General features: G+C 58.5%; 17 protein-coding genes and 1 pseudogene. 6 read left to right on the top strand and 12 right to left on the bottom strand.

The window, feature by feature from the left end; all coding sequences use genetic code 11:
• Window positions 1–11: 11 nt before the first annotated feature.
• Genes PI91_RS14180 through PI91_RS14150 form a run of 7 tightly spaced genes read right to left on the bottom strand, consistent with a single transcriptional unit; the run spans window position 12 to window position 11,338 of the window.
• Window positions 12–2,186, bottom strand: coding sequence for a glycoside hydrolase family 2 (locus tag PI91_RS14180; RefSeq protein WP_039266430.1), 2,175 nt, complete (start codon window positions 2,184–2,186; stop codon window positions 12–14).
• Window positions 2,183–4,849 carry a response regulator gene (locus tag PI91_RS14175; protein ID WP_039266429.1) on the bottom strand — a complete coding sequence of 889 codons (2,667 nt, stop codon included), beginning with the start codon at window positions 4,847–4,849 and terminating at the stop codon, window positions 2,183–2,185. Before PI91_RS14175 ends, PI91_RS14180 begins: the two co-directional genes overlap by 4 nt.
• A gap of 10 nt (window positions 4,850–4,859) precedes the next feature.
• Window positions 4,860–5,285, bottom strand: coding sequence for a globin (locus PI91_RS14170; RefSeq protein WP_008501676.1), 426 nt, complete (start codon window positions 5,283–5,285; stop codon window positions 4,860–4,862).
• On the bottom strand, window positions 5,282–6,676 hold the full coding sequence (locus PI91_RS14165) for a DUF3131 domain-containing protein (protein ID WP_025911057.1): 1,395 nt from the start codon (window positions 6,674–6,676) through the stop codon (window positions 5,282–5,284). The genes PI91_RS14170 and PI91_RS14165 overlap by 4 nt, the downstream gene beginning before the upstream one ends.
• Window positions 6,661–8,208, bottom strand: coding sequence for a DUF3131 domain-containing protein (locus tag PI91_RS14160; protein WP_039266428.1), 1,548 nt, complete (start codon window positions 8,206–8,208; stop codon window positions 6,661–6,663). The genes PI91_RS14165 and PI91_RS14160 overlap by 16 nt, the downstream gene beginning before the upstream one ends.
• Complete coding sequence (locus tag PI91_RS14155; protein ID WP_039266427.1) at window positions 8,205–9,524, bottom strand: DUF3131 domain-containing protein; 1,320 nt, start codon at window positions 9,522–9,524, stop codon at window positions 8,205–8,207. The genes PI91_RS14160 and PI91_RS14155 overlap by 4 nt, the downstream gene beginning before the upstream one ends.
• On the bottom strand, window positions 9,521–11,338 hold the full coding sequence (locus tag PI91_RS14150) for a glycosyltransferase (RefSeq protein ID WP_021240158.1): 1,818 nt from the start codon (window positions 11,336–11,338) through the stop codon (window positions 9,521–9,523). The genes PI91_RS14155 and PI91_RS14150 overlap by 4 nt, the downstream gene beginning before the upstream one ends.
• Before the next feature lie 281 nt (window positions 11,339–11,619).
• On the opposite strand from PI91_RS14150, the gene opgC reads away from it, so the two are divergent.
• Genes opgC through PI91_RS14125 form a run of 5 tightly spaced genes read left to right on the top strand, consistent with a single transcriptional unit; the run spans window position 11,620 to window position 15,726 of the window.
• Window positions 11,620–12,837 (top strand): OpgC domain-containing protein, encoded by a 1,218-nt coding sequence (gene opgC / locus PI91_RS14145; protein ID WP_039266426.1) that lies wholly within the window; start codon window positions 11,620–11,622, stop codon window positions 12,835–12,837.
• Window positions 12,838–12,848: 11 nt separating this feature from the next.
• A complete protein-coding gene (locus PI91_RS14140; RefSeq protein ID WP_008501670.1) occupies window positions 12,849–13,748 on the top strand; it encodes a hypothetical protein in 900 nt (299 codons plus the stop codon).
• Window positions 13,749–13,757: 9 nt separating this feature from the next.
• The gene (locus PI91_RS14135) at window positions 13,758–14,972 is read left to right on the top strand and encodes a PP2C family protein-serine/threonine phosphatase (protein WP_039266425.1); all 1,215 of its coding nucleotides are present in this window, start codon (window positions 13,758–13,760) and stop codon (window positions 14,970–14,972) included.
• Entirely contained in the window at window positions 14,962–15,300 is a 339-nt protein-coding gene (locus tag PI91_RS14130; RefSeq protein ID WP_021240155.1) for an STAS domain-containing protein, read from the top strand. The genes PI91_RS14135 and PI91_RS14130 overlap by 11 nt, the downstream gene beginning before the upstream one ends.
• Window positions 15,301–15,726: an ATP-binding protein gene (locus tag PI91_RS14125; protein WP_039266424.1), complete on the top strand. Its 426-nt coding sequence runs from the start codon at window positions 15,301–15,303 to the stop codon at window positions 15,724–15,726.
• 25 nt (window positions 15,727–15,751) lie between these two features.
• Here the strand turns inward: PI91_RS14125 and PI91_RS14120 are convergent, their stop codons facing one another.
• Window positions 15,752–17,242, bottom strand: coding sequence for a UbiD family decarboxylase (locus PI91_RS14120; protein WP_039266423.1), 1,491 nt, complete (start codon window positions 17,240–17,242; stop codon window positions 15,752–15,754).
• A 113-nt stretch (window positions 17,243–17,355) separates the two neighbouring features.
• On the opposite strand from PI91_RS14120, the gene PI91_RS14115 reads away from it, so the two are divergent.
• Window positions 17,356–18,240, top strand: coding sequence for a LysR substrate-binding domain-containing protein (locus tag PI91_RS14115; protein WP_039266422.1), 885 nt, complete (start codon window positions 17,356–17,358; stop codon window positions 18,238–18,240).
• Here PI91_RS14115 and PI91_RS14110 read toward each other — a convergent pair.
• From PI91_RS14110 to PI91_RS14095, 4 genes and pseudogenes are all read right to left on the bottom strand, one after another.
• Window positions 18,231–19,142 (bottom strand): LysR family transcriptional regulator, encoded by a 912-nt coding sequence (locus tag PI91_RS14110; protein ID WP_031274893.1) that lies wholly within the window; start codon window positions 19,140–19,142, stop codon window positions 18,231–18,233. The genes PI91_RS14115 and PI91_RS14110 overlap by 10 nt on opposite strands.
• A gap of 1 nt (window position 19,143) precedes the next feature.
• A pseudogene (locus PI91_RS14105) lies at window positions 19,144–20,130 on the bottom strand (MBL fold metallo-hydrolase).
• A 142-nt stretch (window positions 20,131–20,272) separates the two neighbouring features.
• Window positions 20,273–21,022: a 5'-nucleotidase, lipoprotein e(P4) family gene (locus PI91_RS14100; protein WP_369804007.1), complete on the bottom strand. Its 750-nt coding sequence runs from the start codon at window positions 21,020–21,022 to the stop codon at window positions 20,273–20,275.
• Between the two features lie 99 nt (window positions 21,023–21,121).
• Window positions 21,122–21,649: a GNAT family N-acetyltransferase gene (locus PI91_RS14095; RefSeq protein ID WP_039266420.1), complete on the bottom strand. Its 528-nt coding sequence runs from the start codon at window positions 21,647–21,649 to the stop codon at window positions 21,122–21,124.
• Window positions 21,650–21,773 lie beyond the last annotated feature (124 nt).

The following is a 21,773-nucleotide window of genomic DNA, read 5'->3' as shown; positions in this document are numbered from 1 at the left end:
TTTCCCCTCGCTTACTTTATGACGGACTCCGTGCGCTGATTTTCGCCGACAATTTTTCCCGCGCTGTTTTCAATCGTAAACCGAATCGACACGTCGTCCTGGCCCACGGGCGTGGCCGTGACCGCTTTTACCATCGTTCCCGAGTCTGCTGCGATCGTTATCGTCGTCGTGCCTTTTGCCAGCAGCTTGTCGCGCTGGGTGATGCGCCAGCTCAGACGGCATTCGCGGCACGGTTTCCAGGTGTCGTTGATGGCCCACAGACGCACGGTCGCCGCCGCCCCGGATTGCCACTGCGCCGTGACGGGTTCAATGGACGGCAAAACAGGCTGGTAGGCGCGTTTTAAGGCGTAAAACCCGGCTTTAGGCTTACGCAGGTAGTCCACCACGCCCCAGTTGATGGAGGGCCAGGTTTCTACAAACATGAAGTGGAACAGGGCCGTCACCGGCTGGTAGCGCTGTCGACGGTAGCTCTCTGCCGCCGTGGCCACCAGCTGCGACTGGTACGCCTGAGTATTGCGGATCATCGCCTGAATGTTGTCCCCACGCGAAATACCGGCAAACTTAAAGGTCTGGAAAGGCTGAAAATTATGGTATTTCCAGACGGTCCAGCCGGGATCGTCAGCGGCGGTCGTTTTGGGCCAGAGCGACGCCGCCGGGATGATGGTTTTTAGCGTCGATAAGCGGGGAAGCGCCTGCGCGCCGAACTCGGTGATGATCCCCGTTTTGGCCGGAGCAAGCAGGTCGCGTACGGTACCAAAGTACCAGCCCGCCCAGTAATGCTCCTCAACGGCGGAGAAGCGGTGCACGATGCGTGAGGTATCTTCGGCAAGCGTATCCGCCACCTTTTGCGTGAGCTCGCGATTCAGATCTTTATTCCAGTCCGGGAAGCGTTTTTCCATCCACGGCGAGTTCCACGGCGGTTCGTTATGCCCGCCCCAGACGATGATGGCGGGGGAATTGCCAAACTGTTCGATCATCTCCCGCGTCTGTCGAACCGCATTTTCCGTGAAAGCCGCACTGTTGTTGTAGCCCCACTGCAGCGGAACATCCTGCCAGATCATCATGCCCATCTCATCGGCCACGTCATACAACGCACGTCCGGCAACGTGTCCGTGCACGCGTATGGCGTTGGCGTTCATGGCTTCCACCAGACGAAGATCGCGACGGTATTTTTCTCGCGTCATGGTGCTGAGCCAGGGGGATCCGATGTAATTACTGCCCTTAATGAAAAGGCGTTTGTCGTTAATGAGCCAGCCCTTATTATCGGGCTGCTCGACGATCTTGCGCAGCCCTGTTCGGGTGACCGCCGTATCCATCAGGCCGTTTTCATCCCGCAATGCCACGCGAATGGTATACAGGTGCGGTTTCCCCGTGCCGACGGGCCACCACAGTTTTGCCTTCGGCATGGGCAGCGTCAGCTGCACGGAATGGGCGCCGCTTTCGAGGGTAACCGGAAAGTCAGCCTGATAGGGCCTGCCGCTGAAGTTGGCGGGCGTGGCGGTGAGCCGCACGGTCGCCGTGCCCTGACCGAGCGCGCGATAGCGAATATCTGCTTTCAGCGCGGGGTGCGTCAGCCCCTGTGACCAGTCTGGCCGCAGAATGGTCTCATCAAGGGTAGCGCCCCGGCTAAGATGCAGCCTCACCGTCGCCCAGATGCCGCCCGAGTTGGCGTCCTGTCCTTGCGGCGACCAGGCCCCGCCGGGACGCGTGTCATGCTGGTTAAGGATCCCCTTCATGACCGTTTTATGCAGCGGCCAGACCTTAGTGGGATCTTCGTAAGGGCTGTCCACCCTGACCACCAGTCGGTTGTGACGTTGTAACGCTTGACTGGCATCCAGCGAAAAGCGCTGAAAATAGCCCTTATGCTGGCCCAGCGGCTGGCCGTTCAGGGTGACCTCGGCCAGGTAGTCGACGCCGTCAAACACCAGGGTGCTCATTACGTCGGGCGGCTGCACGGGCAGGGAAAACGCGTGCTTGTACCACAGCGCGCCCTGGTGATCGTACCCGGCGCTGTACCAGTTGGCGGGGACCTGAAGCGGGCGCCAGCCTGATGCGGCAGGACGCGCGCTATCATTGGCGTCCTGAACCTGCCATTCTCCGGCCAGAGACCAGCTGACCGGCGCAGCGTTCGCCACCGTATGGGTGGTCAACAGGGCAACGAGCAGCGCGCAGTTGCGAGTCATCATGCGTTTACCCCGCGCGCGTTGAGCCACGCCATCAGGCGCAGCGATTCCTTTTGAAGCTGCTGGTTTAGCGCCGCAAGCTGTTGCCCTTCCAGCGTGTGCGCCTCGCTCTCCAGCGCCTGCAGCTGACGGGCGAGTCGCCCGAAATCCAGCGTGACGGCTTCTCCTCGCAGCTTGTGGGCCGCGCGGCGCAGCGCTTCACGATCGTCGCTGTCGATAGCCAGGGTGATGGCCTTCATGGCCTCCTCCAGCCCTTCGCCAAACAGGGCCAACAGCTCCTGAACCAGAGCAGGGTCGTCAGCACACTGCTTCAGCAGACGTGCTTCATCCGGGAAGGCGGAAGGGTCATCGTGGCGCGGGAGCACGCGAGCAATCTCCTCAGCGAGACGCTCCTGGCTGATGGGTTTGGCAATGTAGCCGTCGAAACCCATCTGAAGACAGCGCTCTTTATCCCCCTGCATGGCGTGTGCCGTCATGGCGACGGTGGGCTGCGCCGGTCCGGGCCGGGCGCGTTCTTCTTCACGCAGCAGGCGAATGGCGGTTTCACCGTCCATCTCTGGCATCTGAAGATCGATCAGCAAAACGTCCCACACGCCCGCGCGCCAGCGTTCCAGCAGTGCGACGCCATTATCGACGATCTGACAGGTGTGCCCGAGCCGCTCAAGCAGGCGCGCGGCGACCTTCTGGTTGACCAGATTATCTTCCGCAAGCAGGACCCTGAGCCCGGCTGTGTCCGGCGCGACGGTGGGCGCGGGCGCGCTTTCACTCACCGTCTTTGGTGCACGTTCAAACGCCGCGGCAATCGCCTGATGCAATTCATTCTGGGCGATAGGTTTATGCAGGTAGTTCTGGATACCGATCCGCTTCAGCATATTGATATCAAAATGTCGGCTCATGGAGCTCAGCATGATGATGTGGCTTTCAGCAACCTGCGGCAGCACCGAAAGTTCGAGAGCCAGCGACACGCCGTCCATATCCGGCATCTGCGCGTCCAGCAGGATCAGGGGCCATGCCGTTCCGGTTTTAACCCGGTTGATGGCCTCGCTGGCGTTATTAACGCAGGTGGATTTCAACCCCATCTGGCTAAGCATGGCGGCCAATAGCCGCAGGTTGGTCGCGTTATCATCAACCACCAGCACGGGTTCCCCGTTAAAGCGATGGCTATGCCGGCGTTCCTCCGGGCCAGGCGCCTGGGCCGCAAGCGGTAGTACGAAGGAAAATTCGCTGCCTTTCCCCGGCTCGCTGGAGACCGTTAATTCGCCGCCCATCGCCGCGACCAGTCGCGCTGAGATGGTTAGCCCGAGCCCCGTACCGCCATAGCGTCGGGTGGTTGAGTTATCCGCCTGGCTGAAGGCTTCAAAAATGGCTTTCTGCTTATCTGCCGGTATGCCAATGCCGCTGTCGCACACCCGGAAACGCCATCGATCCGCGCTATCGTCGGGCTCAACAATCAGGATAACTTCCCCCTGATGGGTAAATTTCAGCGCGTTACCCAGCAGATTGGTCAGGATCTGACGCAGCCGCGCGCCGTCGACCAGCAGCACGTCGGGAACGTCGGGCGCAATATCGACCAGCAGCTCAATGCCTTTTTCGCTCGCCCCCGGCATGTGGGGGCGAATAAGCGACTGAATGAAGGGGCGGACCGGGACGGGCTCCGCCTCCAGCTCCACTTTGCCGGCTTCAATCCGGGAAAAGTCGAGAATGTCGTTGATGATATGCAGCAAAGACTGGGCAGAACTCATCACCAGCGTCAGGTAATCGCGCTGATCGGCACTGAGAGAGGTATCGAGGCACAGCTGGGTCATGCCAATAATGCCGTTCATGGGGGTGCGAATTTCATGGCTCATATTCGCCAGGAACGCGCTTTTTGCTTCATTGGCTTTTTGTGCCTCAATGGCCGAGGCGAACGCCTGAATTTCAGCCTCCTTGCGGCGCGTAATATCCTGCAGCGTGCCAATCACGCGCTCGGCGTTTCCCTCAATGGAGAGCGTGACCACCTGGCCGGAGAGCAGCATCCAGCGCAGACCTTCGGTAGGGTGATGCACGCGAATTTCACATTCAAAGACCGGACGATGATCCTGCTTCGACGCGTGCAGCGCCTTGCGCAGCGCAGCGCGATCGTTCTCGTGGACCTGATTGAGCAGAAAACGCACCGGATATCGCCACTGGGTGCGCGACTGGCCCAGCATGGCCAGCAGGGTATCGTTGACCTGGAGCGTGTCGCCAGACACCTGCCAGTCCCAGATCCCGATATGGATGGATTCCGCCGTCAGCAGAAAATCGTCATGCAGCTGATGACGCGCCCGCTGTGCTTCATCCAGCTCCGTAACATCGCTGTGCAGGCTGACAATGCCGCCGTCCGCAAGGCGCTGGTGCTGGACGAAGATCCGCCGCTGGCCTGCCTGCCGCACTTCGCAGTGTTTATCCTGCCGACAGTTGCGCACGATCGACTCGCGCAGCGTCTGGCGCAGGCCAGGGTCGACGTTGTAAACGGCGTCGATAAAGCGTTCCGCCAGCGACTCCAGCGTTGTGCCCACCTTCAGCCACGGGGTGATGACCGGATAAAAAAGGGCCACGTTGTGATTCCAGGCCTGCAGGCGTTCCTCGGCGTCATAAATCATGACGGCGGCCGGCAGCGCGTTAAGATCGTACGTGAATGCGCTCATCGTGATCCTCCTACGCGCGGTAGTGCAGTTCTGCCTGTCGGCGCAGGTATTCCAGCCCGGGCGCGATCGCCATGGCCCAGGCCGTCAGGATCTCATCGTCGCACTGCGGATCGCGCAGGCTCACGGTGTTCAACATCGCTTCGCGCCACAGGGCGAAAAAACGCGGGGGCAGGTGGAGACCGTCGTCACTTTGCTCCCGCGCCAGGCGCTCGAGAAAATCAGGCACGATTAACGCGCCGTCTACCGCAAGCATGGCGAAGAAACTCTTAAACAGAGTCTGCTGACCCTCGCTATCCGGCAGGCGAGAAAAATGCTGCTCCGTCTCGGGTGACATATGGACGAAGGCGTCATAGAACGTCTGAAAAAACGCCGTTTTATCATTATCCGGAAAGACGCGGTTCAGACTGGATTCAAACAGATCGCGGTAAAATTTCACGGCGTCCTCCTTACTGCGTTTTCGCCCGGTAGACAGTGCCCGACGGGCGTATAGTCATCTGCCACACGGCGCGTAAAGTAGCTCTCTTTTTTAGCCCGGCGGGCGTCAAACAGGGGGCCCGCGTTGTGTTTGAAGAACAGGGCTTCCAGCACCGTGGCATTGGTGGAAAGGGTGAGCGCAGCGTTAGTATCGCCCGTGGCTTCTTGGCGGCCTTCGTACCAGCCTTTTTGCGGATCGTTAAGATGCTTTGTCACCGCCATCAGCACGTCGGTGTACGGGGTGTCCCACAGGGCCCACAGGGCAAAGACCGCTTTGGTCGATACCTGCGCGAAACGGGTGTAGTCCCGGCCATCGTCGCCGACAGAGTTCCAGGCATAGCCATTTCCCCAGACCGTATCCTGGATATGCCAGGGCGCCTGCGGGAGCGAGAAATCTGCCCTGGCCGTCAGGATCTTATCGGTCTCCCAGCGGCTCTTCTGGCTCAGCCAGACGTTTTCGGCCTGCTTGCGCAGGTGCTTTTGCCGATCGGCCGCAACGCCTTCGGGCTCCCAGCCAAACTCCAGGCCCGGCAGCATATAGGGAAGGGTGGTAATCAGAGAGGGCTGCCACGTGGTGCGCGGATCCCGGGCATCGACGGCCAGACGCCGCTGGGCGATGATGACGTGGTGCGCCGGGGGGGTAAACGCTTTCTCCGGGGAAAATCCCCACAGCTGAAACGCCGTTGCGGCATATTCGCTCTCGCCCAGGCGCAGCTCCTCGCGTACCACCGGCTGGCCGTTTTGCAGGGAAGATGACCACAGTTCGCCTTCGCCGTCGATGACCGGACAGAAATTCCAGCGCAGGATGATTTTATCGAGGTATTCGCTGTACTGCGGTTCCCGCTCTGCGGTGAGGCGCAGGGCGAGCATCAGACGCGCCATATCGCGCGCGGACCAGCCATTTTTAACGGGCTTGCCGCTAAAGTCGATCGGCGTCGCCGTCTGGCTGGAATAGAGTCGGCCCGGCGTCCGGGCCTCGGTCAGCATCAGGCGGTTGAGGGTGCCCATCAGCCGCGTCAGGCGAGCGTCATACTCGGCCTCCTCAATCAGCCCCAGCTCTTTGGCCGCCAGCAGGGCGATAAGCGTATCGCCCATTTGCCAGAGCGTGACGCGGGGCTGTTTGTCGCTGCCGTTGACCAGCCCGGTTTGCGGCTGGGTATTATTGACGAAATAGCGCCAGGCGATCGCCGCCCACGTCTGCTCTTCCGGCGTCAGGGCGGCAATGCGCGCGCTGGAGTGCCAGCCGCCACTGATGAGCCAGCGCCAGCCTGCGCCCTGATGGGCAAACAGCGCAAAGACGATCGCGCCTGCAAGGAGTAATCCCGCAAGCCCTCTGGCTATGGTTTTAAGCATTGCGCAGTCACCGGAGGCAGTTTAACGGGCTCGTCCACGCTGCATGACGCGCACTGACAGGCCTGGCAGGCGGGTTTGGTGCGCTGCGTGACGCCGGTCCGGTCGCACCAGCTTTTTACGGCTGGGGTGCTGGCAAGGAACGGGCGGCTGCGCAGCGCGTTGTTCTCTTCAAACTGATCGAGCAGCTTTCGATCCCACAGAGACGGGGCAAAATCTTTGCTCTTCGGGTTGTCGGTGTTGAAGGCCAGCAGTTTCCCCTCTTTTTTGAACAACAGGGCCTCCAGCATGATGCCGTTATTGTTCGCGGTGAACTCTTTAATCGGCCCGTCGCCGTTTTCATACAGCCCTTCGTAGTAGCCTTTTCCCTCTTCGTTGGCATTCTCAATGGTGTTCAGCAGGCGGTCGGTATAGGGGGAGTTCCACAGCACCCACATGCCCAGCGCCGCCTTCAGCGAAATCGCGGCAGCGTTAGGGACGAACTGGCCTTTATCGGTAATGGTGTTCCAGTTGTACCCGTCGCTGAAGACGGTGTCATAGACGAAGTAAGGGGCCTTATCGAGCTGGTGCTCGGAGCGCGCGGTCAGGACGCCGGTAATGGTATAGCGGTTCTCCTGAGCCTGATAAACGCGGTCGGCAAAGTTTTTCATCCACGTCAGGGAGTAGTCGCGCGGGGCGTTATCCCGGTCGGTCGGTTTATCAAAGCCGAACTCCAGCCCGTAGAGCAGGTAGGATTCCGTCACCACGTAGTTATGCTGCGACGTGTTGCGCGGGTCGCGCGTATCGTACGGGACCAGCACGCAGTAGATCTCGGCCAGCTCGTAAGGCTGCGGACGGCTGGCTTTGCAGGTATTGAACCCCCACAGCTGGAAACCGGCCGCGCCGTACTCTTCATAGCCCAGTCGACCTTCCTGAACGTACTTTGGCTGGCCGTTCTCCAGATAGGCTCCGTACAGCGTGCCGCAGGGGTCGATCGCGTGGCTGAAATCCCAGCCGAGCACCACGTTATCAATACTGTTGCCGTATTCCGGGTAACGCTCCTTGATGATTTTCAGCCAGACCAGCATTCGCCCGATATCCAGCGCCGAGAAGCCAATTTCGCCGGGCTTGTTGGTGTAGTCCACCTTCTGGCCGCTGATGGTGTTATAGGCCTTGTTGGGCAGCTCGTTGCGGAACAGTACCAGGGTGTTTAACGTGGCGAGAAACTTCAGCATCCGGCGGTCAAATTCCGCTTTATCAATGATCCCCAGCTCACGCGCCGCCGTCAGGGCGGCCAGATAGGAGGCGCTGTCCCACATGGTGGTGGAGGGATATTTGTTGACCGCATTCACCAGGCCCGTCGTGGGCTGATAGTTGGTGACGAAATACTGCCAGGCGTTTTTGGCGATGGTCATCTCTCGGGCCGTCAGCTCGCCGCTGCGCGGGGAGTAACCTGATGCAGGAAGCTCGGTGTCCGCACGCACGGTCGATAGCGCCAGCCAGCAGATCGTTATTCCCGTGAGCAGGTGTAAAAGGATCGGGGATCGTGGCTTCATGGCGTTGCTCCTGCTGAGGGGGAAGTGTAGAGGCAGGCCAGACAGAGCATCTGGCCATGCGCGATGTAAGACAGACTTTCCAGCACAATGGCATTGGTATCGGCGTCCACGACGGCATTGACGCTGTTGTTGAGATTTAACCCGCGCTGCCAGCCTTTACCCGGCACCTGAAGCGGCAGAACCTGCTGGCGCAGCGCTTCGCTCCAGCTGTTGCGGAACAGGGCATACCAGGCAAACGCGGTGCGGGTGGAGGTCATCGCCACTTTCTCCGGCACCTCGTCGCGCAGGTTGCGCGCCTGTACCGGCTGCCTGTCCGGCAGATCGTTAACGTAATCCGGCGCGGGTTCGGCATAATCCGTGCTGACGGGGGGTTTTGGCGCGCGCAGGCCGTGGCGCCGCTGCTGGATCTGCATAATCCGCCACGCGATTTCAGCGCTCTGCGCATCAAAGCCCAGCTCAAGACCGGTTAACAGATAGGGGAGACTGATCAGGGAGGTTTGCTTGCCCCATGGCGTGCGTAGCCCTTCATCGGGCACCATTACGCCATCCAGATCGATCATCTTTTGCCCTTCAGGCGGGTTGGTCACCGCGAGTCCTGCCGCGCTGTCAATCAGGCGCAGCGTATGGCTGGCATAGAGACGGTAGCCAAAGCTGTCCCGCTGTTCGTCATCGGTCAGCGTCCAGTGATGGAGCGGAACGGCCGCCTGACTTTGAACGTTATTTTTAATCAGTGCGCCGGTGTTCCAGAGGCTAAACAGATCGTGGATAGCCGCCGCGTGCTGAGGATAGCGCCACAGGAGGGTCTGAAGCGCCGTCAGCAGGCGGCTCAGCCCAATTGCCGAGGCGTCGGGTTTGCCGAGGATCTTCAGGGTGTCCGCATGGTAATACGAGGCAGGGAGGCCTTGCTTGTTGAGCGGTAACTGCCCCAGCGTGAACAGGGCCGTGCCGACCCTCTCGTCGAATTCATCGGCGGAAATAATATTGAGCTGCTCTGCGGCAGCGGTCGCCAAGAGGTAGCTTCCCACGCTCCAGAGGCTCAGCCAGGGTTCACCGTCGCTGGCGTTCGCCAGCCCGTTTGGCTGGGTATTATTCACGTAGTATTGCCAGGCGACCCGCGCCCAGATGGCTTCGTCATAGGTCAGCGCCCGTGTTGTGGGCAGCGGCGGGAAGTCTTTACTGAGCGCGATGCCGCCGCTGCTTTCCACGCGCGTAGGCATCTGTTTCTCCACCCAGACCACAATGGCAAAGCCGATCAGGAAGCCGAGCAAAATGGTGAGGTAGCTGCGCGCGGGCAGCAGGGCATCACGTATCCTCATTGAGTGACCTCGTCCTCTTCAGCGGGCGTCCACATGGCCGCGAAAATCAGCGGCAGCATGGCGGCGATGTTCACCCCTCCCCAGAAAATATTGATGACGTAGCCGGAGGGGTCGTCCACCTGTCCACGCGCCACCTGGATACCGCCCCAGATAAGCCCCGCGAGGGTCAGCACCACGATGGCAATCTGCGGCTTCACCAGGTAGAGAAAACGGCCCGTCTGCCGCTCTTTTGGCGTGACGTGAAATTTGATCTGTTCGCCCCGCAGCACCGTATTGAGCGCGCGCAGGTTCATGGAAAAGAAGGAGAGGTAAGAGGCCCTGCCGTCCCAGGCCGAGATCCCCCAGGTGCCGAACATAAACGCCAGTTCAGAGAAGATAAAAAAGGGGAGAAAGTGGAGATAGAACGGCGTCGACCAGGCGGACACCGGCGGAATGCCGGTAAACAGATAGATAATGGGCGAAATCAAAAACACCGTGTTCCACACGCAGGCCATGTAAGACCAGAAGGTGGTGGCATACATCAGCGTCTGGGGGAGTGAAAGCCTGAAGCGGCGACGGCTGAAGATGTTGTCATGAAACAAAATATCCAGCGAACCGGCGGCGTACTTAAAGCGCTGGATCATCCAGGTGAGCATATCCTGCGGAGAGAGCATTTTCGACTCAACCCGCGGATGCATAACCGAGCGCCAGCGCCGTGCGGCGTCACCGTGCAGCAGCACCGAGGTGTAAATATCTTCCGAGACGTGGAATTTGTAGGGGGTAAGCTCGGTGTCAAACGCCACGTGCGGACGCATTGCATTCTGCAGCGCGTCCCGGGTCTCCTCATCGCGAATGTCGCGCGTATGACGATGGATCTCCTCTTCGACGGACCAGACATAGCTTCTTAGCGCGGCCTGCATGACCGCCTCGCGACGGTGAATGGACGCTGCGCCGCAGCAGAAAGCCGCGTTCGCCCAGTTGCGCCGCCGCAGGATCACGTCATAGAACATGCGCGGATCGTTAAAAAACGGGTCGCGGCCAATCGTGATCGGGCCAACACACTTTTGAATCAGCCAGCCCAGACCGTAGCCCACTTTTCCGGCTTTTCGCTGGCCCCAGCGCGACAGGTTTTCTCCTTCCGGAAGATCGAAGAACCACTGCGGCGTCTGTACCCAGGCCACGTCCGGATCGCGAAAATAGCCCAGCGTATGGCTGAGCAGGGTGGGAAATACCCGGGTGTCGGCGTCGCAGATAACAATAAAATCGCCGTCGGTTTGCTCAAGGCCGTTGCGCAGGTTGCCGGCCTTAAAGCCGATGTTGGTCTGGCGAGTGATATAGTTAACGCCTTCTTCTTCGCAAACGGCTTTCATCTCCGGGCGGCGGCCATCATCAAGCACGTGGATGCGGTAGTCAATCGGGAACGGGTACGCCATCTTCAGGGCGTCGCGAATGGACAGCCTGACCAGCTCGGTGTCTTCGGAGTAGGTGGCAATGAACAGATCCACCTTGACGGGACGGGGCTCTACGGCCTCCTCAGGCGACAGGCATTCGTTAATTTCGCCGGGCGGCGGACTCTGAGGAGGATCCTGTTCTTTCCATAAATTGATGGTAAACAGCACGGTGCCAATCCACGCCAGGGTTTCGGCAAGGACCAGCGGAATGGCATACCATAATGCGTCAGTATTCAGGGAGGCGGTCCAGCGCCAGTAAATATAATTGGCACCCAGAATAAGCGCCGCGACCGCTAACACCTGCCAGGTGAACATGACCCAGCGCGGTGTTGTTAACGGTTCCGGAGGACGACGATGTTCAAAACGGGAAAAATAAAAATCCATAGTTCCGGCGTTCCTGATTCCGTGAAAATGCAGACCCATTCTGCTGCGCAGACAGTTGCCCAAAAGCGAAAGAAAATAGCGATTAAACAAGATTTAAGATAAGTGTAGAACGCCGAATAAAAGTGTCCAGCCACGTTTTTATTAATATTTAGCGGTGGTTAATTCAGCTTAAATTCTGCTTAATGATGTTTCATCGGTCGTCGATAAATTGCGGTTACTATTCCTTTAGGCTATCTACTTTATTTAGACCTTAATTTTCGTTTTCAGGCAAAGGACACCCTATGAGCCATGTTGCGCCGTCGGTAGCGCAAGAAGATGACGCTAAATCAACAGCATGGCGGTATGCCGTTGCAGGTGCCCGGGACCTGAGAATCGACTTTATGCGCGGCATTGCCCTCGTCATGATGGTCGTGGCGCATACGGAGGTGATGTCGGTATTTAATATATTCTCCTGGGAGCGTTTTGGGTTAACAACCGGCGCAGAAGGTTTTGTTATTCTCTCGGGGTTTATGCTTGGCATGCTGAACCGCGCGCGTCTGCAAAAAGTGGTTTTGCTCACGGTTTCCTGGGGGCTTTATCTCAGGGCATGGAAAATATATCGTGTAAATATCATTATCATAGTGTCGTTTATTCTTCTGGCCTATATCCCACATATTAATGTTTTCGAGGTCGCCCATTTTACCGACCGTTTTTCGGGTGAAAGCTGGTCGCTTTATCCGGTTACGCCGCAAATTAAAGAGACCTGGTTCAACATTATTCTCTATTTGCAGATCGGCCCCCATCAGACGCAGATTCTGGGGCTGTATATCTTTTTGCTGCTCTTTAGCCCCCTTTTTTTAGGGATGTTGCAGAAAGGGAAAGTCTGGTGGCTGCTGGGGCTGTCGCTGCTGGTGTACAGCCTGTGGCAGCGGTGGCCGCTTCGGCTGACGCCGTCGGAGTTCGAATTTGCCTTCCCACTGCTCGCCTGGCAGTTCATCTTTGTGCTGGGGATGGCCAGCGGCTGGTATAAAGCCGAACTGCTCTCTTTCGCCCGGACGCCTCCGGGGAAAGGGGTGGTAGTGGCGCTGGTCATGGTGTCGCTGGTGCTGGGATTTGTCGCTCAGAACCATACCAACCCGTTTATGCCGCCCGCGCTGCTGATGCACGTCATCCCGCCTGACAGCTTCAATTCGTTTTATCACACCTGGGCGGCGAAGAACGGGCTGGGCCCGGTGAGGGTGCTAAACGATATCGCCCTGATGGTCACCGTCTACCTGGTGCTGACGTATTGCTGGACGCCGCTCAATCGCCTGCTGGGATGGTTCCTGATCCCGCTCGGCCAGCACTCGCTTTATACCTTTATTTTGCATGTGTACGTGGTGCTGCTGGTGAGCCAGTTCATCACCTTCGACTTATGGCGACATGCCTGGATAGAGAACACGTTAGTGCATGCGGCGGCACTGGGTATTTTGTGGCTGATGGCAAAATACGACGTCGGCGCACGCTGGATACCTAACTAAGGATGGCGGTTATGCGCGAAAAATGGCTTCTGGCGGGCGTGCTGCTCGCCGCGATCCCCGCCGCAGAGGCGGCGAAAAGCAGTGAAAATGAATCCCTGCGCGATAAGAACGGTGAACCTGTTCAGGCTGGCGTCTTTACCAGCCGCTGGGGGCGCCTGTTCTCGGGTAACGACAAGAAATTCTCAGGTGCGCTGAGCTTTAGCTCGGGACTGAAAGAGCAGTGGATGAGCATTCCTAACAGTTCAGACACCGCCACGGAAAAGAAAAAGATTAACCAGACGCTGAATCTCAGCCTTCAGTATTCCCCCTACAGCTTCTGGTTTGCCAACATTACGTCCCGACTGCCGGTCAGAGACACCAGCCGCTACACCGCCGATTTTCGCTACAGCTTCGGCTACGATGACTGGCACGCCAACACCGTCAGCCTGGTTTACAGCAACTACGGCGATAACCATTTCTGGACATCGGGCAGCCGACGACACACCTATTTCGAACAGGGCGCCTTCACGCTGGCCTACAAGTTTTCGCTACCGAAACCGGTCGAAAACACGCTCCTGATTAATAAAGGGGATTCCATCATTTGCCAGGTCGGGTACAGCTGGGTGCCGCGCTACTACGACCTCAGCAGCGATGACATCCGCAAAAATAAAAACGTCATGCTCGGCGGCTGCGGCTACACCTTCAAACAACATTTCTTCGTTCGCGCGACGGCATTCTGGTTCCCGGACAGCAGCCAGCAGCAGCCCTGGAACGGCGATTACAGCTACAGCTTCGGTTATGCCGGCTATACGCCGGGTTCGTTCTCCATCCAGTACGCGAACTATGCGGGAACGCGCTATCCGGGGCACGGCAACGGGAATGCAAAATTCAGGGAAGGGACCGTGAGCCTCATCTGGTTCTTACCGCTTTAGGAGGGATGTATGTCGGCGCTGCACGTGTTAATCGTTGAAGATTCGCTGATTTATCGTCGGTTACTCTCCCGAATGCTCACCCAGTGGGGGTATATCGTGAGCGAGGCGGAAAATGGCGTCGCCGCGCTGGAAATACTGTCCAGCCAGCCGATCAGCATGGTGATAAGCGACTGGGACATGCCGGAAATGGACGGACTCACGCTCTGTCAGACCATCCGCAACCGTCAGTTTGGCCACTACGTCTATGTCATTCTGCTCACGGCACGCGAAAATGCCGGGGATTTAACGCAGGGCTTTGATGCCGGAGCCGATGATTTTTTAAGCAAGCCGGTCGAACAGGATGAACTGCGGGCGCGTCTGCACGCCGGGGGCCGTATTTTAACGCTGGAAGCGACCCTCGCGGCGCACAACAAGCGCCTGAGTGAAGCGTTGCACCAGATTGAACAGGATCTTGAACTCGCGGCGCGCGTTCAGCACTCCGTGCTGCCTTCGCACCGCTTACGCTTTGGGAACTACTTTTCCGACTGGCTTTTCATGCCGTCTGCGTGGGTCTCAGGCGATGTGTTCAATATTTTTCCACTCGATTCTCACATTGGGTTCTATTGCGTGGATGTGTCCGGTCACGGCGTGGGGGCCGCGATGATGTCCCTCGCGGTGGCGCGTCAGTTCTTACATGGCCGGGTGGTAGACCGTTTTTTGTTTACCGATCAGGGCGGCATTCAGTCGCCTGCCGAGGTGATTGGAATCCTGAACAGCCGCTTTTGCAGTGAAGAGAGCGACATTACCAGCTATTTCACCATTATCTACGGGGTGATCGACCCCGAGAGCGGACGAGGGGTGTTGTGTCAGGCCGGGCATCCAACTCCCGTCATTGTGAACGCAGACAGCGCCGTCACGTCCGTGGGCAACGGCGGCCCGCCGGTCGGGCTGATGCCTGACCTCAACTGGGAGGACGTCGCGTTTACCCTCAATCCGGGGGATCGCTTATGCTTATTCAGTGACGGTATTACGGAGTGTGAGAACGTCAGCGGCGAGCAGTTTGGCCCGCAGCGTCTCGAACGCTGGCTTCATGACCATGCGCGACTTCCGGTTGACCAGCTCCTGGCGCGGTTCGGTGACCACCTGACCGGCTGGCGCAACGCAAATCGTGATGAACCGACCGCCTTAACCGATGACGTTTCACTGCTCGTGATCGAGCGTCAGGGAGAACAGAATGATTATTAACACTGAACGACTACCGCATGCCAACATCCTCACGCCCGCAGTCCGGCGGCTGGATGCCTCCGTTGCCGCGACGTTTAAAGCGTCCGTGACGGAAGAAATTGGCGACGATCGCAAGGCTTTGATTGTCGACTTCAGCAAAGTGGATTTTATCGACAGCAGCGGGCTGGGAATGCTGGTGTCGTTGTTTAAGCTGATGAACGGGAAAGGCGACATGGCGCTGTGCTCTCTGAACCCCGGGATCATGAACATGTTCACCCTGACCCGCATGGACCGCATATTCCGCATCTATCCGGACAAAAGCAGCGCGCTTGCGCAGCTGGGGCTGTAGATGCAGACGCCGGTGCAGGCAGAATTTCCGGCGGTGCTCGGTTCCCTGACGCCGCTGGCCGGCTGGCTGGAAGCGCGGCTGAGCGCGCTTCCCGTAGATGATGAGTGGCGTTTCGCGCTCGATCTCGCCGTCTGTGAGGTGGCGACGAATATCATCCGGCACGCGCTGCATGAGGATGCCTCGCGCATATTCAGCGTACGCTTCGATATCCGCGACAGCGACGTCTGCATTGTTTTTACCGACGCGGGCGACGCGTTCCCGCTGGCGCGGCTTGAGGCCGCCAGGCGAGACCGTTTTTGTGAAATCTCGCCGCTGCTGGAGAGCGGCAGGGGGCTGATGCTCATTTTGCTGAGCGTCGATCGTTTCTCGGTGGAGCGAGCGGCGGGTGAAAATATTGCCAAGCTTGAAAAGAAAATCAGCGTATGACCTGCGGGCCATACGCGTGCTGTTTCTATTTCGTGTTGTCAGCAAACAGCTCCGGCGCCCACGGGCGTGGGTCAACCTCCATAAACGGCGCCCGTTCGAAGCGGTCCTTCAGCGCCCACGGCACCGTGCAGTCGAAGATCGTCTTGCAGGAAATGCCGTTGCCGCGAATCGAGGTGCTGTAATCCGGCGACTGGGACGGATCCAACTGGTGGCCGCGGATCCCAGGAATATTTGTGATGCTCACATCGCCCTGCATGCGGGTGGTCATCGCCCACAGGATGTCGTCGCTGTCGAAGATATCCACGTCTTCGTCGACCAGAATAATGTTCTTCAGCTCCGAATAGGTGGCTAAGGCGATGAGTGCCGCCTGGCCCTGACGTCCTTCGTCTGACGGCTGGCGTTTTTTCACCTGCAATATCCCGAGGAACTTGCCGCCGCCCGCGGTATGGGCATAGACGTTTTGCAGGAAGCCCGGAATAGCCTCCTCTACGGCATTGCGGATGCTGGCCTCGGTCGGCAGTCCGGCCAGCGTGGTATGTTCTTCCCCCGGTCCCACCAGCGTTTGCAGGATCGCGTGGTTTCGCATGGTCACGGCTTTCACTTTGATCACCGGCAGGGAGGGATTCGCCTCGCCGCAGTAGCCCGGGAACTCCGGCATCGCGTGGCCGGTATTGGTATGCTGATCCTCTCTCACGCGCACGCCCGGCAGCAGTTCACCTTCGATGATGATCTCCGCCCGCGCGATGGCTTTCTCTTTGACCGCTACGCCCTGTACCAGCTCAACCGGCTGCTGGCGCAGCGCCCCGGCGACGCCCAGCTCGTTGTAGCCAAACGGCGTGGTAGGGGCCTCAAAGCACGCGCCGATGTAGATGGCGGGGTCGAGACCCATGTTGATCGTCACCGGCAGCGGTTTTCCGGCATCCTCCGCCTTTTTGCGGAAGACTTCGATATGGCGCCCGGCGGCAAGGAACATGGAAAGCTCGTCGCGCTCCTGAACGCAGAGGCGGTGGATGGTGACATCCGTCAGCGAGCTGTCTTCCGGATCGCTTGCCAGCACCAGCCCCAGACAGAAGAACGGACCCGCATCAATCGGCGTGTTGGTTGGGGCCGGCAGCAGCTTGCGAAGGTCGAAGTCAGGATCGTCAGCGTAGAAGACCTGCTCCTGACAGGGGGCCTGCGAGGCCGGGACGACAATCGGCGCAACCGGCTTTTTGACTGCCTGGCCGACGTGCTTTGCCAGTTCCGAAGGCTCACAGCCCAACAGCAGCGCCGCGCGCTCGCGGCTGGCGTGCATGCCCACCAGGATGCGGGAGTGCGGATAGCCCTTCACGCTGTTGAACATCATCGCCGGGCCCGTGCGGGTCGGACGTTTGACCGTGCCGCCTGCGCCAATATGGCGGTAGACGCCCGCCAGTTCCGCGTTGGGGTCGACCGGACGATCGGTTTCAATGTACTGCCCTTCGTGGCGCTGCAGTAAGGCGATGGCGCTGCGGAGATCGTTAATCTGGTTTTCCATATTTTCCTCCCTCGGTTGAATACCTCCATTTTTATGGCAATGACCAATAGCATCAATTGCATCATTACTGTTAAATTGATAAGTAAATTGATATCAATTCGGGAGGTCGTCTCGTGCAGTTTCGCCAGATGCGCCACTTCATCGTCGTGGCCGAAGAGCTCCATATGCACCGGGCCGCCGAGCGTCTGAACATGGCGCAGCCGGCGCTGAGCCAGCAGATAAAGGCCCTGGAAGAACGTTTAGGCGTCACGCTTTTCAGCCGGGCGAACCGCCGCTTGACCCTGACGCCCGCGGGCGAAGCATTTCTCGTGAAAGCCCGGCTTGCCATCTCGCTGACCGAACAGGCGGTGCTGGACGCCAGACAAACGGCACGGGGCGAGCAGGGTGTGTTAAACCTCGGGTGCGTGTCGAGCGCGATGTTTGACGGCAGGCTGCCCGCCGCGCTGCGCCAGATGCACAGCCGCTGGCCCGCCATTACCATGTCGCTGATGACGGGAAACGTGCAGACGCTCTACGCCGCCGTGCAGAGCAACCAGCTGGATGTGGCCATCATCCGCGCGCCGCTGCCGTCGCTGCCGGACGATCTGCAAAGCCGCCCGTTCGCCTCAGAGAAAACGGTGCTGGCGCTGTATCGTCAGCATCCGCTGGCCGAGTCCGCCGCGTTGACGCTTTCGTCGGTGAAAGACGAAAAATGGATCTCCCTGCGCGACCCGGAGGGAATGGGGCTGGAGCAGTACTTCTATGACGCCTGCAGCGGGGCGGGCTTTCAGCCGGACGTGGTGCAAAACGCGACCGACGTGCCCACGGTCATCAGCCTGGTTTCGGCAGGGTTTGGTCTGGCGCTGCTGCCTGCGTCGGCAAAGGCGGTGAGCGTTGAGAACGTCGTCTACGTGGACATCCTTGACCGGCTGCGGGAGAGCGAACTCACCCTGGTTTGCCACCGGATTATTCGTTCAGAAGTGCTAAAAAAGTTTCTGGTTACGCTCGATCACACCTGACGTCCTGCTGCCCGCAGGAGCTGCTCGCGCAGCCAGGCGTTCGCCGGATCCTGGCTGTTTTTCGGGTGCCAGTACATGTTGATGGTAATGGGCTGGAGCGGCAGCGGTGGTGCAAAGAGATCCAGCGTGCTGGCAAACTGCTTCAGCATCCGTTCCGGCAGGGTGCACACCAGGTCGGTACCGGCAACCAGCGCAGGCGCCATAGCGTAGCTCTGGGTGGACATGGCAACGTGTCGTTGATAGCCCAGCCCGGCGAGGGTTTGGTCGACAAATCCAGTAAACGGATCGCCCGCCGACGACACCACCAGATGGGAAAGCGCGCAGTAGATCTCCAGATCTAACGCACCCGTTCCGCGCGGATGGCCTTTTCGCTGGGCGGTGGCAAACGCGTCGTCGAGGAGTTTGCGCCTTACCCACCCGTCATGGGCGCCCGCGCTCACGCCGATGTAGAGATCCACATCGCCGTTCTCCAGCTGCTGCGGCAGTTCGGCCATCTCGGGCAGGGCGAAGCGCAGGCGAATACCGGGAGCATCGGTACCCACCTGGTTAAGCAGCGCGGTGCCGAGCATCAGCGCCGGGTTTTCATGCAGCGCGATGACAAATGTCCGGCTGCTGGTTTGCGCGTCAAACGCGGTGGGCGCAAACATCGCGCTGATGCCGCGCAGCACGCCTGTCACCTGCGGCCTGAGCGCTTCCGCGCGCGGCGTGGGTAACACCCCGCGTCCATGCGGGGAGGGAATGAACAGCGGTTCGCCAAACAGCGTGCGCAGACGCGCGAGACGGGCAGACAGCGCGGGCTGGCTGATGCCCAGCCGCGCGGCCGCATGGGTGATGTTCCTGTCCTGAAGCAGGGCATCCAGCGTCAGGAGCAGGTCTATGTCCATGTCAGATATCCGCGTCATCTTATTTCGCGCTGCTGGCGTCCCGGTTGGTATAGGTCACAGGGACCCAGGCATAGCCGCCTTTCTCGCCTTTCGTCACATAGCCGATGCCCGGGAAAGGCAGATGGGGCGCGGCAATGAGGTCCTTGTTTTTCACAAAGTCAGCGAACGCATGCTCGCGTACGCTTGCCGCTTTGTTCTCATCTTCATCGTAGGTGATGGTCACCGCAGGCTGCGGGAACTGGACCGCCGCGGCGTGAATGATGTCGCCGACAAAGGTGATCTTCTCGCCTTTGCTTGTCAGGGTGTAGAAGGCTGAACCCGGCGTGTGTCCGGGATGAACCGTGCCGGTAAGCCCCGGAAGAATCTCCGATGTGCCGCTAAACGGCACCACTTTCCCCGCGTCAAGGTAGGGTTTTAAGGTCTTCTGCGCGACGTCGAAGTAGTTCTTGCCGTAGCCGGTTTTCTTCTGATTGTCGTCGTTAAAGAAAAAGTCGATGTCCGGTTTGCCAACGAAAACGCGCGCGTTGCTGAACACCACCTTGCCGTCTTTCACCAGGCCGCCCGCATGATCGGAGTGGGCGTGGGTCAGCAGGACTTCAGTGATGTCCTCGGGTTTTATTCCCTGCGTGGAGAGGCTCTCAACCAGACGTCCGCCGGTATCAGGACCAAAGAGCTGGCCCGAGCCGGTATCCACCAGGATTTTATGTCCGGGTATCGCAATCAGAAACGCGTTGATGGAGACCTCAGCCGGGTTGGTCTGGAAATTTTTTGCGAGCAGCGCATCAATGTTTTGCGGCGTTGTCCGGCGCAGCAGCTTGTGCAGATCCTGCGCGACGGTCCCGTCGGTAAACGAGGTGACAAGCACGTCGCCGACCTGCACGCTGTAACCGCCCGCCGGTTGTTTAACGACGTGCTGCGGCGTTTCAGCAGAGGCCTAGAGCGCAGGGTAGAAAAGCAGTGAACTGGAAATCAGCGTGGAAAGAGCAAGTTTTTTCACGGTAAGCATACGAGTCTCCTTTGAAAGTGCTCATCTTACTGCTCCGTAAAATTATAAGAACCTGCCCAGAAATGATAGGACCTATAAACGGGATGGATAGGAAACCGAAGGGCCGGGAAGGCGCGCGATAGCTTTCCCGGCCCGTAAGACATTATTTTTTCAGCGGTGTGTTCCAGCTGTCCGGGGTGGCTTTGGACCATGAGCCATAAGCGGCATTAGGCAGCACAATCCAGTCGTTGCCGAAGTGTTCCGCGCTGGCCTCAACCAGTTCACGCTGCTGCTCGCTCGGCTTTTTGTTTTTAAACTGCACGGCGAAATCCGGCAGGCTGTCGCCGAACAGCATCACGATCTGCTGCTTTTTGAGGATGCTCTGACGGCGCTCTTCCTTGCTGACCGTATCCAGCAGCACGCTTTCGTCAGATACCTGCGGCAGGCCGAGAGCGTTTAACGTCTTCAGCGTGTCGGCTTTGTTTTCCTGCATACGATCCGAGACATAGTAGATGCGGACCTTGCTTTGATTCACGTGGTCAAGAAACGCTTTCGCCCCCGGAATTAAGCCGGGTTTTCCCTGTTTCTCCCAGTCGCTCCAGGTGTCCCATTTCGTATAGTCGTGACACTGCTCCATGTCGCGCACCAGCAGTGGGGTGTTATCCAGTACCGTTTCATCCAGGTCCATTACCACGGCGTAATTTTCGGGCGTTTTCAGATCCTTTAACTTTTCGTTGAAACGCTCGGTGGCAAACCGATAGGTTTGCAGCTGAAGGGCCATAATCTCTGCCGATTTCTGCTGATAGCGCAGCGCCATTTCGTACGCTTTCGGTTCACACAGGTCGCGCCCGGCAGCCGTCGCCGCTGCCGTTGCACTCAAAACCGGTAATGCCAGCAGTAATGCCTTAGCCATTGAATTCACACTTCTTTCCTCAACACCGTGGTTAAAATCCCGAAAGCGTAATGAAATTCAGTGACAGAAATATGACCGTGATGTGGCAATGTGTTTCCGCTAGACCAGCATGTAATACCAGAACAGAGCGACCTCGTCTTTTTCCGGTAGGGCGTTGTAGAGATAACGATCGTATCCGCCCAGGGTAAATCCATAGTGACGGTAAAACAGGCAGGCAGAGACGTTCACATTTTGTGTTTCAAGCCGTAATCCCGGCGCGTTTACGCTGCGGGCCCACACGTGCGCGGCGGCCATTAATTTTTGCGCAGCGCCGGTTCTGCGTTTGGAGCGCTCAACGGCAATATAATCCACTGAAATAAATTTATTCCAGCCGACTGACGCGGTAATAAATCCGGCTATTTCACCGTCGTCCGTTTCCGCGACAAGAAATATGGCGTCCGGATTAACGCAGTGATTTTCAAGCGTTTGAATGTCGAGTTCGTAGGTTTTTATCCACGGCTCTGCCACGGCTTCAATATGCAAATCACAGTGGATAAACGGCTCCCGGGCAATGTGGCTAATGGTGAAAGAAAAGTCACAGCATTCAAGGCGTGCGAAGTCGGTATTGAGTCCTTTTCGAATCTGCATAGTATTCCCGTTAGTGAGTTATTTCATAAAGAATAGACGAAGCGGTTAAATCCGCTGAGCTCACGCACTTTTAATCCTGAACTAAGCTTGTACTTCGTTCCGCGTAAAATGTGGGTCATTCGAG

The organism is Enterobacter sp. FB (assembly GCF_000805795.1).
Lineage (GTDB): Bacteria > Pseudomonadota > Gammaproteobacteria > Enterobacterales > Enterobacteriaceae > Enterobacter > Enterobacter roggenkampii.
The sequence above is the reverse complement of the archived record's forward strand: the minus strand, read 5'-3'. Positions and strand labels throughout refer to the sequence as shown.